The following is a 15883-nucleotide window of genomic DNA, read 5'->3' on the forward strand; positions in this document are numbered from 1 at the left end:
ATAGTTATTTCCAGTCTTTAAAAGGATTTTTGCTCAAATAAGCGTTATAGTAACGCGGGTCATTTGTAACTTCTTCTCCCAGCCAGTCTGGTTTTTCAAATTTATCATCTTCAGATTTAAGTTCAATTTCAGCCATAATTAAGCCTTCATTTTCTCCATAAAATTCATCTACTTCAAAAATGTGATTTCCTGATTTAATCTCAAAACGTGTTTTTTCAATTTTTCCTTTTTCACATAACTTCAGCAATTCCTGAGCTTCATCAACCGGAATTTCATTTTCCCATTCAAAACGAGACATTCCGCCCTGATGGCCGATACCTTTTATGGTGATAAATCCTTTCTGTCCCTTAATTCTAACTCTGACTGTTCGCTCCGGAATTGAACTCAAATAACCTTGTGCAATTTTATTTTGAGTAAAAGCCTGTTCTTTAAAATCTTCTGATTTTACAAGAAACTTTCTTTCAATTTCAATCATTTCTACTTCTAAATTAATTTTCAATGCAAGTTACTCAAATTAATTTAGTCTTATTATTTTGAATTGTTATTGCCGCACTAATTTTAACAAACATGTATCTTAAAGTATTGTTTATGAACAAAATACAGAAAATGAGTTTTCTATTAATGTATTCTGTATTCAATTTTTTTATAATTTTGATATAACATTTACTTCTCGACTTACTTCAAAAAAAATATCAACTAATGTAATCGCCTCTAGATCACTTTTTTCATTTAAAATTTAGCTGTAAATAGAAAGTTAGTATTAATTAAAATTTAGTATTATGAATATTCCTTATATTATAATTACTGTATTAGTGGGCTTAACTTGTGGTATTTTAGGTTACTTTCTGGGGAAAATGAATTCCAAAAAAGATGTAACTCTAGCGTCGGCACTGCAAGCAGATTTAGATGTCTGCAAAGCCCATACAAAAAATTTAACAACCAGAATCCATTCTTTAGAAGCTGATATTATTAATATAAAAACTAAAAGTTCTGTTGCTGATGGTGAGAGACAGGAATAATGGGTTGGAAAGAAGTTTCTGAAAAACTGTGGATAAATTACAATCTATTTTAGCTTTCGAAGAAAATGGCTGAAATACAAATATCAACAGGAAAATTTGAGGATCTTAAAAGAATTAGTGATTAATCAGATAAGAAATCCAGAATCCCATTCTTTTGCCGTATTATACCATAATTGTCCTTTTGAAACTTCCAAAGGGCAGTCAAAATTGTTGTTGTAAAGAGCCCCTGTTCCTAATCCTTGCGGCATTCTTGAGTTTTGCATAAAGGTCCATTGTGCAATTGCATTCAATCCAATATTACTTTCTAGTGCTGATGTGATCCACCATCCTATATTGTACTTTTCTGCCAGCGAAATCCATTCTTGCGTTCCTCTAAAACCTCCAACAAAACTAGGCTTTAGAATAATGTATTGCGGTTTTATTTTTTGTAAAATATCTTCTTTTTCTTTCAATGAAAATACGCCAATTAATTCCTCATCCAAAGCAATGGGAAAAGGTGTCTGAAAACATAAATCTGACATAGCACTTATATTTCCTTTTGCAATTGGCTGTTCTATGCTATGTAACTCAAATTTATCTAATTGATTTAGTTTATCTAAAGCTTCATTTAAAGCAAAAGCACCATTGGCATCAACACGAATTTCTACTTGAGATGATGAAAAATGGGTACGAATAAAATGTAGTAATTCTAATTCTTTTTTAAAGTCGATAGCTCCAATCTTGAGTTTTATACAGTTAAAACCTTGTTCTAATTTCTCTTCAATCTGCTCTTTCATAAAAGAAGCTTCGCCCATCCAGACTAAACCATTTATAACAATAGATTTTAGATTCCCAGTAAATTCAGAAGGAAATAAAATATAAGGATTGGTACTCTTAAGAGATAAAAAAGCCATTTCTATTCCAAATTGAATAGATGGAAATTCTAAAAGCGACTCCCAAAGTGCAGTTTCACCTAAATGAATATTCTGGCAAGCCCAGTTTAGTTTTTCTTCATAATCAGCCCGATCGTCTGCACTTAAGCCACGCAGTATACCACATTCTCCTATACCTTTTTTACCATCTTTATCAAGAATAATAAACCAGGTTTCTTTCTCGGTCATCACTCCTCTGGAAGTTCCTGAAGGTCGCTTAAAATCAAGCATGTATTTATGGTAAGTGGCTTTCATTTTAATAATACTGAAATTATTAGTTTAAGTTCCTGATGCTAAAATAATTTTAGTACTCTTTCGTAATCTTTAGATTGAATGCCTGCTTTTTGAAAAGCAGCAAAATCTAACTTGGTTTTATCTGTCCAGCTTAAGTTTTCGCTTACGTTTTGATTTTGGTATTTTTTGTAGATTGTTTTTGCTTCACTAAAATTATCGTCTAAAAGATATACGTGCGCAAGATTTAATTTTACCAACAATTCGGTATCATCAATCTTCTCTCCTTCTTTCAGAAATTTTATTGCCTTTGCGTACTGTTTTGTCAAAATGTAACAATAACCAATTGAACTATAATCTAATGCTGTTGCTTTACCCTCATTAATTATTGTAGTTAATCTTTGAATTGCTTCGTTATACTTTTGCGTATTTATTAAAACAGCAGCTTGGGTCCTTAAATCATTAAAGACATTTTTAGAAATATCAACATCTTTATAACAGGCGTTTCCAAAATCTTTATAAACTTTGTTTTTTTCTATCGGAAGCAATTTTTGAAATTCTGTATAACGATATTGTTTCATTATTTTCTCGAGAATACAAACGCAGAAATCATCAGAATTGGCCATTTTTTGCGCCATCGTCGATGTTTTGCATAAACTTATAATTTCGTTTTTATTATCTTGATTCCAGCCTCGATTAAGTTTAACATCAACCCATGGCACTACTTCCAAAACAACTTTTTGGTTCAGAAACCAATTTTTACTTTCAAAACCAAACCAAATTACAGGTGTATTTTCTTTTATACAAGAAGATTTATCCAATGATAATCTTTTTGCGTCTTTACTAACAGGTTCAAGCTGTGCGTAGCAGGCTGTGTCTGTTTTGCCATCGCTGACATATTTTTTTGCATTTTCGCTTGATGTAAAAATAGAATACGTGCATTTATCATCTCCGGAAATTTTTGACATTAAAAAAACAGCACCGGCAGAACCCTGACTAATTCCTGTAGGATCCGGAATAGCTTTAAGGACAGAAACCAAGCTGTTTGACATTTGCTGATTTTCGTCTAAAAGTGTAATTCTATAAACTATTTCTGTTGTTCCAACTGGCAGATCTTCGGTATAAACGGTAATTCGATCTCGTGCAGAAACAATAATTTCTTTTGTTGTTGAACGTTCTTTGTCCCAATAACCATCTTTTTGAGCAAATGAACTGCAAAAAGAAATAAAAGAAAAGAATAAAAATATTTTTTTGAAAGTCATATTTTATGATTTATTTTCAATTCCGCTAATCATACTTTGAATTCTTTTTTCAGCTTCAGCTTTTGTAATTCCTTCGTAAAAATCTTTAACAAAAGGATGATCAAAATCCTTATGAGGAAAAATGACAGGTCTGCTGTTTCCTTTCTGAGTTACTACTGTTGTCGGAATGCTTTCTGAAAAATTATATTCACTGACATTATTGTTGAGCCATCCAAAATACTGAGTTTCGTGATTTTCATTATCAAAATTTTCCAGATAATCATTAAAACTTTTTTCACTAAGAGAAACCCATAGCCCGTATTCTAAATCTTCGCAATGATCATTTACTTCCTGAATTAGAACGCAGCGTATAAATCTAGCTGTTGCTTCTGGATATTTGATAACACAAAAATCTTCGTCGATTACGGCAATTTCTTCTTTATCTTCATCTGAAAGGGAAGAATAATTATTGGGTGAAATATAAGTTAAAGCCGGCCACTCTGAATGTTCCTGATTACAGCATTCACAAATGTATTTTGTATCGTTCATTATATTAAATATATTATGCAAACTTAATTCATAGCCCCGATAGAGGCGGTATCCTTTTTTGAGGCGTCCCGAATTTTCGGGGTAACGCCTCAAAAAAGATATAGCCGAAAGCGGGATCAGCTTCTAAAATAAATTACAATTCTATTGATTCTCCGATTTTAAGAAGCATTAAGTCTTTTCCTTTATCAAAAAATTTACGGATAGATTCTTCGTGATTGATTTCTATGTATCCAAAAGTATCAAAATGATATCCAAGGATTTTATCACATTCTACAAAATCAGACGCAATAATAGCATCCTCAACATCCATCGTAAAATTATTACCAATAGGCAGAATGGCCAAGTCTAGTTTTGTACGGAGCGGAATTAATTTTAAATCCATTGTAAGCGCTGTATCACCGGCGATATAGATGTTTTTGTGTTCCCCTTCAATGACAAATCCACCAGGATTTCCGCCATAAGTTCCATCAGGAAACGAACTTGAATGGATTGCATTTACATATTTTACTTTTCCGAAGTCGAATTTCCAGCTTCCGCCATGATTCATAGGATGTGCATTAAAACCTTTTTTTGCGTAATAGCTCGTAATTTCAGCATTAGAAACAATTACAGCGTTTGTGCGTTCAGCGATAGCTTCAACGTCTAAAACGTGATCTCCATGTGCATGAGTCAGTAAAATATAATCTGCTTTTAAAGTATTTATATCAATCGATGCTGCTTGTGGATTTCCAGAAATAAATGGGTCAACAATAATGTGTTTCCCTCCAACTTCAATCCCTAAAGATGCGTGTCCGTAAAATGTAATTTTCATTTTTTAAAATTTTTAAAGTTTAAAGTAAGTTTATCTTCCGCCTAAAAAAAGATTAACAATTATGTCTGATATCAATGAAATCATACATACCGTTAATAATATAGAAAGCAAAAATGTGCTAAGAGCCAGTTTTTTTAATTCTGGATCTAAAAGCTTAGGATTTTGGTTTTTATAAACTGTAATTAAATGTTTTGTCAACGGAATATAGGCCAATAAAAATAAATATTGGTCAAAATTATAATCGCTTAAAACGGCAAAAATTACCACTAAAATCATTGCTGTAATGATTAGAGAAAAATGATAAATTTTAGCCTTAGCACCTCCCATTTGCACTACGATTGTGTTTTTACCAGATTTTCTATCTGATTCTTCGTCGCGCATATTGTTTAGGTTTAAAACTCCAACGCTTAACAAACCAATAGAAACTGCCGGCAAAATCAAAAGTGGATCTATTTCTTTTGCATATAAAAAGTTCACTCCCAATACACTTACTAATCCGAAGAATACGAATACAAAAATATCACCAAATCCTCTATATCCGTAAGCTGAATTTCCAACCGTGTAACGAATAGCTGAAGCAATTGCTGCAATTCCAAGTAATAAAAAGAATATAGAATAACCAAAATTATCTTTTCCAAATGCAAAGTAAATTAGTATTACAGCTGATAAAAGTGTTAGAATAGAGGTAATTATAATTGCTTTTTTCATTGCCTGCGGTGTGATTGCACCACTCTGAATAGCGCGTTGCGGCCCTACTCGATCTGCATTATCTGTTCCTTTTACGCCATCGCCGTAATCGTTGGCAAAATTTGATAAGACCTGAAGTCCTAATGTTGTTAAAAGTGCAAAACCAAAAATTTTCCAGCTGAATACTTCGGTGGGTGTATTGATGGCTTCTGTTGGGTTTGAAAGTGCGTAAATACTTCCTACTATAATTCCGGAAACTGATAAAGGCAATGTGCGCAATCTTGCGGCTTCAATCCAATGTTTCATTATATTTTGTTTAGTTAATCTTTGTTTCAGGTTTCTAGTTTCAGGTTCGTAACTTGAAACCTGAAACTAGAAACTATTTTTATAACTTTTTTATGGCAGCCATTTGTTTTCGCCGAAGTTTGGTTTTCTTTTTTCTAAAAAAGCATTTCTTCCTTCTTTTGCTTCTTCTGTCATATAAGCCAAACGTGTTGCTTCTCCCGCAAATACTTGCTGCCCCACCATTCCGTCATCTGTTAAATTCATGGCAAATTTTAGCATTTTTATAGAAGTTGGCGATTTTTGAAGAATTTCCTGTGCCCATTCGTAAGCTGTATCTTCTAGTTCATCGTGAGGAATTACTGCATTTACCATTCCCATATCCATTGCTTCTTGAGCGGAATAATTTCTACCTAAAAAGAAAATCTCACGTGCTTTTTTCTGACCTACCATTTTAGCAAGATAAGCTGATCCGTAACCACCGTCAAAGCTTGTTACATCTGCATCAGTTTGTTTAAAAATTGCATGTTCTTTACTTGCTAAAGTCATATCGCAGACTACGTGCAGGCTATGTCCGCCACCAACGGCCCATCCGGGAACTACTGCTATAACCACTTTTGGCATAAAACGAATTAATCGCTGTACTTCGAGAATGTTTAAACGGTGCTGACCATCTTCTCCAACATAACCTTGATGTCCGCGGGCATTTTGATCACCGCCGCTGCAAAATGAATAAACGCCATCTTTTGTAGACGGTCCTTCTGCAGAAAGCAATACTACTCCAATAGAAGTATCTTCTTGCGCATCGTAAAAGGCCTGGTACAATTCGGATGTTGTTTTAGGGCGGAAAGCATTTCTAACATTTGGTCTGTTAAATGCAATTCTGGCAACTCCATTACATTTTTTATAGGTTATATCTTCAAATTCTCTGGCAGTAATCCAATCCATTTCTATTTGTTTATTTTAATAATTATAGTGTAAAAATAAACCATTTTTACATTTTTACCTACTTAAATTAATTTTAGTCAGCACGAAAATAACCTCCAATGTTAACAAATGGCATATGGCGGCAAAAAATAACATTTTTTAACATTCGTTTTAAAAAATAATAAGTAATTTTACATCCTAGAAATCAACGATATACATTTTATTTTGTTGGTTTAGATTGATTTTCTTTCACTGATTTATTAACCTAAAAAATGATTTTTTTTGAGAAAATTTAAAAAATTTGTCGCTCATTTTTTTACGGTTTTTATTAGTAAACCTATTAATAATGAGCAAATGATTTATGCATTTGTTAAAACTTCAAAAAGGAGATAGTAACACCTAAGGTTAAATGTTAGAATTGTTTCTGTAATTGGTATCAGAATGAATACGGAAAAGAGAAAAAAAATACCTAACGAAGCTTTCTAAAAGTTATTTTATAAAACCAATGGATCAGCCGTGAGATTGATTTTTTGCTTTTGAAATGAATGTATGAATTGTTTAAAGACATACCAGATCAGGATGTAATCTCAAAAATTTTTAACGCTATTGCGTCTTGTATGGATTCGAATTATTTTATTTCTGTTTTTTTTTAATTACAATTTTTTTTAAAACTAGAATAAAAAGAGAAAGGCTGCTTGTAATGAGCAGCCTTTCTTGTTATTTTTTAATTGGTATTAATTTAACTGAAACTTTATTTGAATAAACAATCCCATCAAATAAAACATATCCGTTCTCTTTTAAATTTTTTCTATCATCGTCATTCATCCACTTTTTTGTAAAAACGGAATCATTTCGTAAAGAAAGCGAACCTAGATTAGGCTTTTTCTTGTCTATGTTTGAAAACCATTTTTGATCTGTTCTATAAGGTAAATTGACAATAGAAGTAAAATATTTAGTTTCTCCCGGCTGTAAAAAATAACCTTGCGAAGAGTCATAAACGTCGTCTATATACTTAATTCGTATGTATTGTTGATTTTGTTTTTTACTAAAAAATCTTTTATAATGTGATTCAACTCTTCAACTTTCAGTAATTCCAAACCATTGCCGCACATATTTTCGACTTTTGTAGAATTACCGTCTAAAACAGAATCATTTTTATATAAACTAAAGCCAATTTCATTTGTGCTAAATTTCTTTTTACCCAAGCTTTCGCGATAAAAATCACGCTCTACAGTTCCTAAGTTATTTTGGTTTAACATTATGAAATATTTTTTATCTGAAATATTCGTTATTTTATAATGAATAATGTTTTTAGAAAGACTGTCATACACTTTATTTGGCTGATAAAAAGCTTCAAAATAATCGTGTTTATTTATATTTTCAACACAGACAATTTCATTAGTTAGTAATTCAAGTTTTAAATCTTTTTCATCTTTAGTGCATGACAATACGGTAAAAAGAAAGAAACTTAAAAAGATTATTTTTCTCATAATATTATGTTTTTACCAGATTTTAATTTCTTTTGATTTTTTGTCATTTTTCAATTTTAATATAATTGACGAATTCAAATATATAGACAAAAACAAGAATAAAATGCAGATTATTATTTACACAAAAAAACTCGTTAGACAGCTAACGAGTTTTTTATTTAATTTTCTTTTACCAAATAAATTCCATCTTCTTTAATTTCAATGAGTTTATCTTTGTATAAAGCTCCAATTGCCTTTTTAAAAGTCTTTTTACTCATTTTTAAAACGGTTTTAATATCTTCAGGATGCGAATTATCATTTAAACGAAGGAAACCGCGATTGGCTCTTAATTCATCTAAAATCTTCTCTGCGTTAGGCTCAATACTTTGATAACCTTGAATCTGCAAAGCAACATCTATTTTATTATCAGGACGAATAGTTTTGATATAACCACGCATTCTGTCACCGGTTCTTATCGCATCGTCATACACTTCATCTTTATATAAAAGCCCTTTGTGCTGTTCGTTGATAATTACGTTAATTCCGATTTCTGTAATATGAGAAACAATCAAATCTACTTCTTCTCCTTTTTCGACAGTTAAATTATCATTGTTTAAAAACTGATTGGTTTTACTTGATGCCACCAAACGATTTGTCTTTTCGTCTTTATATAGGTAAACCAGATAACGCTTTCCTTTTTCCATTGGGCGAGCCTGTTCTTTAAACGGAACAAGAATATCTTTTTCCATTCCCCAATCCATAAAAGCACCAACCTGATTGATGTAATTTACTCGCAAAAGAGCAAATTCATTCAATAAAATATAAGGTTCAAGGGTTGTTGCAACTGGGCGCTGCTCGTGGTCTAAGTAAACAAATACGACTAGTTCTTCGCCTATTTCAAATTCATTCGGGACGTATTTATTGGGTAATAAAATGTCGTGAATCCCTTCTGGATCTTGTTCCGGATTTCCTAAAAACAAACCAACTTTGGTATCACGTAATATAGTTAGATTATTGTATTTTCCTATTTCAATCATTCTTTCGAGTTTCTAAGCTTAAAAAAGCTTCTTAGTTTCTAAGCTGCAAAGGTACGAAGTTTGAAAATGTCAGAGAAAAAATGTTTTATATAAAAAAGAGCAATTTTCATTTTAAAAAAATGGATATTTTTTGATTAAATTTGAGAACATATAATTAACCCAAAACCAATGAAGAAATATATTTTTTATTCCATTTTTTTGATTTCGCTTTTTACACAATTTTCTTTTGCTCAGGTAAGTGAAGATCCAGAAATAAAGAAAATGATCAGCGAAGTAAAATCCGAAAACCTAGAAGCAACCGTAAGAAAACTGGTTTCTTTTGGAACCAGACATACCTTAAGTGATCCTAAAAATAAAAAAAGAGGAATAAGTGCAGCACAAGAATGGATAAAATCTGAATTTGATAAATATGCGTTAGAGTCTAACGGACGATTGACTTCTAAAATTGATTATTTTACCGTAAAAGCAGATGGTAAAAGAATTCCGGCAGACAGCCAGGTTGCAAACGTTATGGCAACCTTAAAAGGAACCGATCCTAATGATGACCGAATACTGATCATCAGCGGACATTTGGATTCTCGCGTTTCTGATGTCATGAATACAAAATCTGATGCTCCAGGTGCCAATGACGATGGTTCTGGCGTGGCGGCAGTTATAGAATTGGCAAAAATCATGAGTAAAAGATCTTTTCCTGCAACAATTATTTTTGTTGCTGTAACTGGAGAAGAACAAGGTCTTTACGGAGCAAGACATCTTGCAGAAACTGCAAAAGAGTCTAAATGGAATATTATTGCCATGCTTAATAATGACATGATTGGCAATAGTTTATCGAGTGGCACTAATTTAAGAGATAATACACAAATCAGAATTTTCAGTGAGACAACTCCTTATTTAGAAACAGAAGACGAAGCCAAAATGCGTAAAGCAATAAACCGTGACAATGACAGCCCTTCAAGATTGCTGGCGCGTTATATTAAAACCGTTACAGAGCAATACGTTGATCAGTTGAAAGTTAAATTGGTTTACAGAAATGATCGTTTTTTAAGAGGTGGTGATCATACTCCTTTCAGTCAAAACGGATTTACCGCTGTTCGTTTTTGCGAAATGAATGAAAACTTTAATCAGCAGCATCAGGATTTGAGAACAGAGAACGGCATTGTATATGGAGACCTTCCAGAATTTATGGATTTTGATTATCTAAGAAAAAACACCTGTTCCAATTTGGCTGTTTTGTCCAATTTAGCCTGGTCGCCAAAATCGCCTCAAAGTGTTGGTATTGAAGTTAAAAATCTTTCAAACTCTTCTACAATTTCATGGAAAGCTCCAGAAGGAAAAGAAACATATGGATATCAGGTTTTAATGAGAGAAACGTCATCATCACATTGGGAAAAAGTTTTTTTTGTAAAGGAAACCAAAGCCGAAATTCCGTACTCAAAAGATAACTACTTTTTTGCCGTACAAGCCGTAGATGCTTTAGGACACGCAAGTTTACCGGTTTTTCCTATTCCGATTAGATAATTTATCAAACAAAAAAAGCGCCTAATTAGGCGCTTTTTCTTTTTAATTTTACAAAAATTTATTTGTAAACACTTTCTTTTTTAAAGTGCACTGTCAATAAATAGTATACAACTGCTCTGTATTTGTGCTTATTAGATTTACCATACTTCTCTAATGCTTCATCAATTGCAGTATCTAATTCCGGACTATCCTTTAAACCTAGTTTTTTGATTAAAAAATTATTTTTAACCGTGTCCAGTTCTGATTTCTGCGAACCTGCAATAGTAGACGCATCCTGATTGTAAACTGCAGGACCGCAGCCAATAGTTACTTTTGTCAGTAAATCCATATTAGGAGTTACACCGCATTTGTCCTTTAAATCTGCTGCATACTTTTCAATTAACTCTTCTCTTTTACTCATAATAAAATTTCATTGGTTGTTTTATATTTTAACCAAACTTAGAAATTTATTTAAATAACTTCAAGATAATTACAAAAATTTAACAGTATTTTTCCTTCTCTTTATTTAGACTAATTCTTTAAAATATTGCTTTAAGATCACATCATTTTCAAAAGTAGGTGTGAAAATTTCCAGAATGCATGGTGCATCATTTGTATTATAAAAGTTTATAAGATTTTCTTCAAGTGATATCAAATCAGACGATGAGAAATAGTTCATTTGATACATTTTTGCCAAATGCTCTGCTGTTAAGCCATGAGAAGTTTCAAAATAAGTATTAAAAACGGGCTTTTCTTCGTGTCCGGGCAAAATTCTGAAGATTCCTCCTCCTCCATTATTAATTATAATGATTTTGAAATTTTTAGGAATATAAGAATTCCATAAGGCATTGCTGTCGTACAAAAAGCTTATATCGCCAGTTATAAAAATATTTTGTTTTAAGCTTGCTGTTGCTGATCCGACTGCTGTCGATGTACTTCCATCAATACCGCTTGTGCCACGATTGCAAAAAACTTCAATCGAAGCGTCAATGTCTATTAATTGTGCATAACGAATAGCCGAACTGTTGCTAATCTGCAGCTGGGTATTTTTAGGCAGTGATTCGATTACTTTCTCAAAAACCTTAAAATCTGAAAAAGGAATTTTATTGATATATTCTTGTTTTCTTGCTTTTCTTAAATCGTAAACTGCATTAGTTTTAGAAAAATAATCGCTTGCTGTTAAAGTAGTTTTTGCCAGTAAATCATTGAAAAAATCATTTGGTTTCATAATAAAATGCTCACTTAAAGCTCCAAATGTATCATAAGCACGTAATGTGTCTATATGCCAATGATTTGCAGGTTTATACTTTCTCAAAAATGCCTTAATTCTTTTAGAAACAATCATGCCACCAAAAGTGATTAAAATATCCGGCTGAAAGTCTTTAAAATCAAGATCTTCAAAAGGAGTAATTAAAGTATCAATACTGCTAATAAAACTTGGATGATGTAAATTTGAAGTCGTTTCTGTAAGCACTACTACAGATGGATCTGAAGCAAAAGATTCTATAATTTTCTGTTCTATCGAATTGGCTTCATTTACGCCAACCAGAATCAATTTGCGTTTTGCAGTATTCCAAAGCGAAACAAATTTTTCGCTGTTTTCTATTGTTTTTATTTCTAATGGAACCTCTATATTAATAATTTTTGAAGTTACAGAAAGTGTATCAACAGTTTCATATAAAGGTTCTTCAAAAGGCGCATTGATATGTACCGGACCTTTTTTAAGAACAGCGGTTTCTATTGCTTTGTTTATTTTTAAATCATTTTCAATAGAAGCTTCTTCGGTTAAATTTGCATTGAAAACAGAATGATTTTCATAAACATTCTGCTGACGGATTGTTTGTCCGTCGCCAATGTCAATTTTGCTCTGCGGACGATCTGCAGAAACTACAATTAACGGAATCTCGCTGTAAAATGCTTCAGCAACAGCAGGATAATAATTTAACAATGCTGATCCCGAGGTACATACAATTGCAGTTGGCTTTTTGGTCTGCTGTGCAATTCCTAAAGCAAAGAAAGCAGCACATCTTTCGTCTGCAATACTGTAACAGGTAAAGTTTGGATTTTGAGCAAAACCTATTGTTAATGGTGCGTTTCTTGATCCTGGAGAAATGATAATATTTGTAATGCCTTGGGCTGAAAAAATTTCGATAATGCTTTGTGCAAGCTGTATTTTGGGGTAAACCATTCGTATGAGTATTACTTTTTTTAAAGAAAATCCTAAATTTGAGATTTTCTTTTCTATCTTACAAAGTTACAAACTTCGGACTTGATTTAACTTATAAATGGCAAGATATTAAGTGAGTTTTTAGAAAAAGGAGATATATTTGTAAAAGCGAATTATTAATAAAAATACACTTTGCATGCGTTTTCTATATTTCTTGTTTTTTATCCTGTCATTACAAACCGTAAACGCTCAAAATCAATTTACTCCAGTTGATGTTCCTTATAAAACTGTTTTAGAAAATGCAAAATTGCAAGGAAAACCAATTTTTATAATGCTCTATGCAGATTGGTGCCCGCATTGCAATTTGATGAAAAGCGAGGTTTTTAGTGATCCTGCTGTAATTGATTTTCTCAATAAAAACTATATCTGCACTTGGAAAAATATTGAAAAAGAAGAAGGAATTGCCCTTAAGAATAAATTTAACACTAAATCGCTGCCGACATTTTTATTTTTAGATTCTAATGAAACACTTTTATATGCTCTGAAAGGAGAAATGAAAAAAGCAGAATTCATGAATGAAGCTAAATATGCGCTCAATCCAAAACTGCAGCTGCCCTATTTAGAAAAACAATTTCTTGCAGATCCGAGTAATTCGACTCAATTTTTTAATTATCTGAATACGCTTAAAAAAGGAAAAGACAGAACCGATTTATCGCCTGCAGCACATATTTATCTTAATACACAATCTGAGGCACAATTGGTGAGCGAAGCCAATTGGCGCGTAATTTCAAATGGTGTGACGGATATAAAATCAAGAGAATTTCAATACGTTTTAAATCATCAGAAAGAATTTGCTGCTGTGGCTTCGCAAAGTCGTATTGATCGCAAAATTGAAAGTATTGTAAATGAGCTACTTCGTCCTTTGGTTGATAATCTGGATACGATAAACTATTATAAACAAAGAGAAGTTGCAAAATCAATTCGTTTGCAGAAAACTGATTCTTTGGTTTTTAAATTTGATTTAACTTTGGCAGAAAGAACCGAAAAATGGCAGTTTTATAAAAAAGTTACACTAGAAGGCACTGAAAAATTAGTTTGGAACGATGCTAGTTTCCTAAAAGACATTGGTCAGACTTATCTAAAACATATTAGTGATACCGAAAGTTTAAAAAAATCGATTTTGTGGGTTAAACATTCTTTGGAGTTAAATGATTCTTATGATGGAAATTTATTAACGGCGAAACTTTACAATAAAATTAAAGACAAAAAAACAGCATTGAAATATGCTAAAGATGCTAAAGGAATTGGAAAAGAAATGGGTTGGAACACAAAAGATGCAGATGCTTTACTTTCAGAATTGGCAAAATAAATTTTTATTGACGGCCATTCCTAAATTTCAATTTAATTAATTCGCAGAAAACAATAAAAAAAATGAACTTTATACTTAGATCAGCAACAACAAACGATTTGCAAAAAATACTCGAAATTGTAAATCATTCTATTCTACATACAACGGCAAATTACAGCTATGATATTCAGACGCTTGAAGTACAGACAAAATGGTTTGAAGATAAAAAATCTAAAAACTTACCGATTGTTGTGGCCGATTTAGATGGCGAAGTAGTTGGATTTGGAAGTTATGGTCAATTTAGAGAAAAAATAGGCTATCAATTTACAGTAGAACATTCTGTTTATGTAGTGGATAATGTAATTGGAAAGGGAATTGGATCAAAATTATTGACAGAATTAATTCGTTTGGCAAAAGAGCAAGGATTTCACGTTATGATTGGTGCTATAGATGCAGAAAATGCCGGAAGTATCGCTTTTCATGAAAAATTTGGATTTGTGGCTACAGGAACTATTCGCGAGGTTGGTTATAAATTTGATCATTGGCTGGATTTGGTTTTTATGCAATTAATCTTGAAGTAAATTCGAATCATCGCACTTATAAGATTTTGATATTCAATAAATAAAAAAATCCACAAATTGAAATACAATTGTGGATTTTTTGGTTTAGACAGTTCTAAGTTTAGCTTTTGATCCAATTGATAATTTCCGGATCTGTCGGCAAAGTTTTTGGGTGAATTACTTTTACTAATTCTCCTTTTTCGTTGATTAGGTATTTCTGAAAATTCCATTGTACTTCGGAATCTTCCAAACCATTTTTTGATTTTTGTGTCAGAAATTTATAAACTTCGCTCATATCGGCACCTTTTACAGAAACCTTCCCCATCATAGGGAAACTAACTCCGTAGTTCTGCTGGCAGAAAGCTCCGATTTCTGCATTTGTTCCAGGTTCCTGAGAAGCAAAATTATTTGCTGGAAAACCCACTATTACAAAATTCTTATCTTTATATTCTTTATATATAGCTTCAAGATCTTTGTACTGCGGTGTTAAGCCACATTTAGAAGCCGTATTTACAATCATTATTTTTTTTCCTTTTAGAGACGCAAAATCAAAAGTGTCTCCTGATAAATCTTCTACTTTAAATTGGTAAATGTTTTGTTTTGCCATGACTTCTGTTTTAGGTTTATGACTCGTTTGAGCCTGAACTTGCGAGGCGATCATAAATAACGCGCTGCAAACTAAAATTGCTATATTTTTCATTGTTTAATTTTTTATAAAATTAGTTAAAATCTGTTTTACAAAACCCATTTGATTATTTTATTTTGTATTAATGATTAGTTAAAAAAATGAAGCCTAACGTTAATCAGACGTTAGGCTTCCCCCCATACAAACAAATCAAACCATGAATTAATTTTTATGCATACTGCTTTATATCATTGTGAGTCCTATAATAGATATTCAATTTTTTAGACTCATTTATTTTTTAATTATAGCTGACGCCTCGGTTATGCCAAAAATTCTTTTTACCCCAGTACACAATTAACACTAACTCTTTATAATTTCAATTGGCTTTTATATGGTGTAACTTTAACTCGCGTTAGATTGTGCAGCTTTATTAAATTTTTGGCTGGAAGTCCGAGGACATCAACTATTTCATTATTTCAAATTTTATCTATTATTCCAGAAAGAATGATTGATTCTGTTCAA

General features: G+C 32.0%; 16 protein-coding genes. 4 read left to right on the forward strand and 12 right to left on the reverse strand.

Annotated features, from left to right (window positions below):
- Positions 1-4 precede the first annotated feature (4 nt).
- Positions 5-475 (reverse strand): CYTH domain-containing protein, encoded by a 471-nt coding sequence (locus B0A68_RS23275; RefSeq protein ID WP_035687726.1) that lies wholly within the window; start codon positions 473-475, stop codon positions 5-7.
- Between the two features lie 304 nt (positions 476-779).
- On the opposite strand from B0A68_RS23275, the gene B0A68_RS23280 reads away from it, so the two are divergent.
- Positions 780-1019, forward strand: a complete 240-nt coding sequence (locus tag B0A68_RS23280; protein ID WP_051892438.1) for a hypothetical protein — start codon at positions 780-782, stop codon at positions 1017-1019.
- 125 nt (positions 1020-1144) lie between these two features.
- On the opposite strand, the gene B0A68_RS23285 is transcribed toward B0A68_RS23280, so the two are convergent.
- The 8 genes from B0A68_RS23285 to B0A68_RS23320 all read right to left on the reverse strand — a co-directional run bounded on the left by B0A68_RS23285 (position 1145) and on the right by B0A68_RS23320 (position 9164).
- A complete protein-coding gene (locus tag B0A68_RS23285; RefSeq protein ID WP_035681226.1) occupies positions 1145-2185 on the reverse strand; it encodes an o-succinylbenzoate synthase in 1041 nt (346 codons plus the stop codon).
- A gap of 38 nt (positions 2186-2223) precedes the next feature.
- A complete protein-coding gene (locus tag B0A68_RS23290; RefSeq protein ID WP_035681228.1) occupies positions 2224-3423 on the reverse strand; it encodes a tetratricopeptide repeat protein in 1200 nt (399 codons plus the stop codon).
- A gap of 3 nt (positions 3424-3426) precedes the next feature.
- Positions 3427-3951 carry a DUF2199 domain-containing protein gene (locus B0A68_RS23295; protein ID WP_035681231.1) on the reverse strand — a complete coding sequence of 175 codons (525 nt, stop codon included), beginning with the start codon at positions 3949-3951 and terminating at the stop codon, positions 3427-3429.
- 133 nt (positions 3952-4084) lie between these two features.
- Positions 4085-4762 (reverse strand): metal-dependent hydrolase, encoded by a 678-nt coding sequence (locus B0A68_RS23300; RefSeq protein WP_035681233.1) that lies wholly within the window; start codon positions 4760-4762, stop codon positions 4085-4087.
- 30 nt (positions 4763-4792) lie between these two features.
- Positions 4793-5755 (reverse strand): 1,4-dihydroxy-2-naphthoate octaprenyltransferase, encoded by a 963-nt coding sequence (gene menA, locus B0A68_RS23305; protein WP_035681236.1) that lies wholly within the window; start codon positions 5753-5755, stop codon positions 4793-4795.
- 90 nt (positions 5756-5845) lie between these two features.
- Positions 5846-6679, reverse strand: a complete 834-nt coding sequence (locus B0A68_RS23310; protein WP_035681238.1) for a 1,4-dihydroxy-2-naphthoyl-CoA synthase — start codon at positions 6677-6679, stop codon at positions 5846-5848.
- A gap of 983 nt (positions 6680-7662) precedes the next feature.
- Positions 7663-8148 (reverse strand): hypothetical protein, encoded by a 486-nt coding sequence (locus B0A68_RS23315; RefSeq protein ID WP_035681242.1) that lies wholly within the window; start codon positions 8146-8148, stop codon positions 7663-7665.
- A gap of 158 nt (positions 8149-8306) precedes the next feature.
- Positions 8307-9164, reverse strand: a complete 858-nt coding sequence (locus B0A68_RS23320) for a CvfB family protein (protein WP_035681245.1) — start codon at positions 9162-9164, stop codon at positions 8307-8309.
- Positions 9165-9332: 168 nt separating this feature from the next.
- Here B0A68_RS23320 and B0A68_RS23325 point away from each other — a divergent pair, with 168 nt between their 5' ends.
- Positions 9333-10682 (forward strand): M28 family metallopeptidase, encoded by a 1350-nt coding sequence (locus tag B0A68_RS23325; RefSeq protein ID WP_035681248.1) that lies wholly within the window; start codon positions 9333-9335, stop codon positions 10680-10682.
- Between the two features lie 58 nt (positions 10683-10740).
- On the opposite strand, the gene B0A68_RS23330 is transcribed toward B0A68_RS23325, so the two are convergent.
- Together B0A68_RS23330 and menD are read right to left on the reverse strand one after the other, a co-directional pair.
- Positions 10741-11082, reverse strand: coding sequence for a DUF2853 family protein (locus B0A68_RS23330; RefSeq protein WP_035681251.1), 342 nt, complete (start codon positions 11080-11082; stop codon positions 10741-10743).
- A gap of 105 nt (positions 11083-11187) precedes the next feature.
- The gene (menD, locus tag B0A68_RS23335; RefSeq protein WP_035681254.1) at positions 11188-12849 is read right to left on the reverse strand and encodes a 2-succinyl-5-enolpyruvyl-6-hydroxy-3-cyclohexene-1-carboxylic-acid synthase; all 1662 of its coding nucleotides are present in this window, start codon (positions 12847-12849) and stop codon (positions 11188-11190) included.
- Positions 12850-13024: 175 nt separating this feature from the next.
- On the opposite strand from menD, the gene B0A68_RS23340 reads away from it, so the two are divergent.
- The gene (locus tag B0A68_RS23340) at positions 13025-14197 is read left to right on the forward strand and encodes a thioredoxin family protein (RefSeq protein ID WP_035681256.1); all 1173 of its coding nucleotides are present in this window, start codon (positions 13025-13027) and stop codon (positions 14195-14197) included.
- A 62-nt stretch (positions 14198-14259) separates the two neighbouring features.
- The gene (locus B0A68_RS23345; protein WP_035681258.1) at positions 14260-14757 is read left to right on the forward strand and encodes a GNAT family N-acetyltransferase; all 498 of its coding nucleotides are present in this window, start codon (positions 14260-14262) and stop codon (positions 14755-14757) included.
- Positions 14758-14857: 100 nt separating this feature from the next.
- Here B0A68_RS23345 and B0A68_RS23350 read toward each other — a convergent pair whose 3' ends face one another.
- Entirely contained in the window at positions 14858-15436 is a 579-nt protein-coding gene (locus tag B0A68_RS23350) for a glutathione peroxidase (protein ID WP_035681262.1), read from the reverse strand.
- Positions 15437-15883 lie beyond the last annotated feature (447 nt).

Source organism: Flavobacterium reichenbachii, from assembly GCF_002217435.1.
GTDB classification, from domain to species: domain Bacteria; phylum Bacteroidota; class Bacteroidia; order Flavobacteriales; family Flavobacteriaceae; genus Flavobacterium; species Flavobacterium reichenbachii.

What these genes read in the sequence shown, in the direction of transcription:
- B0A68_RS23280 (WP_051892438.1), top strand. Translation starts at nt 780, where the DNA reads ATGAATATTCCTTATATTATAATTACTGTATTAGTGGGCTTAACTTGT.
- B0A68_RS23315 (WP_035681242.1), bottom strand. Translation starts at nt 8,148, where the DNA reads ATGAGAAAAATAATCTTTTTAAGTTTCTTTCTTTTTACCGTATTGTCA.
- menA (WP_035681236.1), bottom strand. Translation starts at nt 5,755, where the DNA reads ATGAAACATTGGATTGAAGCCGCAAGATTGCGCACATTGCCTTTATCA.
- B0A68_RS23285 (WP_035681226.1), bottom strand. Translation starts at nt 2,185, where the DNA reads ATGAAAGCCACTTACCATAAATACATGCTTGATTTTAAGCGACCTTCA.
- B0A68_RS23345 (WP_035681258.1), top strand. Translation starts at nt 14,260, where the DNA reads ATGAACTTTATACTTAGATCAGCAACAACAAACGATTTGCAAAAAATA.
- B0A68_RS23275 (WP_035687726.1), bottom strand. Translation starts at nt 475, where the DNA reads ATGATTGAAATTGAAAGAAAGTTTCTTGTAAAATCAGAAGATTTTAAA.
- menD (WP_035681254.1), bottom strand. Translation starts at nt 12,849, where the DNA reads ATGGTTTACCCCAAAATACAGCTTGCACAAAGCATTATCGAAATTTTT.
- B0A68_RS23320 (WP_035681245.1), bottom strand. Translation starts at nt 9,164, where the DNA reads ATGATTGAAATAGGAAAATACAATAATCTAACTATATTACGTGATACC.
- B0A68_RS23300 (WP_035681233.1), bottom strand. Translation starts at nt 4,762, where the DNA reads ATGAAAATTACATTTTACGGACACGCATCTTTAGGGATTGAAGTTGGA.
- B0A68_RS23330 (WP_035681251.1), bottom strand. Translation starts at nt 11,082, where the DNA reads ATGAGTAAAAGAGAAGAGTTAATTGAAAAGTATGCAGCAGATTTAAAG.
- B0A68_RS23350 (WP_035681262.1), bottom strand. Translation starts at nt 15,436, where the DNA reads ATGAAAAATATAGCAATTTTAGTTTGCAGCGCGTTATTTATGATCGCC.
- B0A68_RS23290 (WP_035681228.1), bottom strand. Translation starts at nt 3,423, where the DNA reads ATGACTTTCAAAAAAATATTTTTATTCTTTTCTTTTATTTCTTTTTGC.
- B0A68_RS23310 (WP_035681238.1), bottom strand. Translation starts at nt 6,679, where the DNA reads ATGGATTGGATTACTGCCAGAGAATTTGAAGATATAACCTATAAAAAA.
- B0A68_RS23325 (WP_035681248.1), top strand. Translation starts at nt 9,333, where the DNA reads ATGAAGAAATATATTTTTTATTCCATTTTTTTGATTTCGCTTTTTACA.
- B0A68_RS23295 (WP_035681231.1), bottom strand. Translation starts at nt 3,951, where the DNA reads ATGAACGATACAAAATACATTTGTGAATGCTGTAATCAGGAACATTCA.
- B0A68_RS23340 (WP_035681256.1), top strand. Translation starts at nt 13,025, where the DNA reads ATGCGTTTTCTATATTTCTTGTTTTTTATCCTGTCATTACAAACCGTA.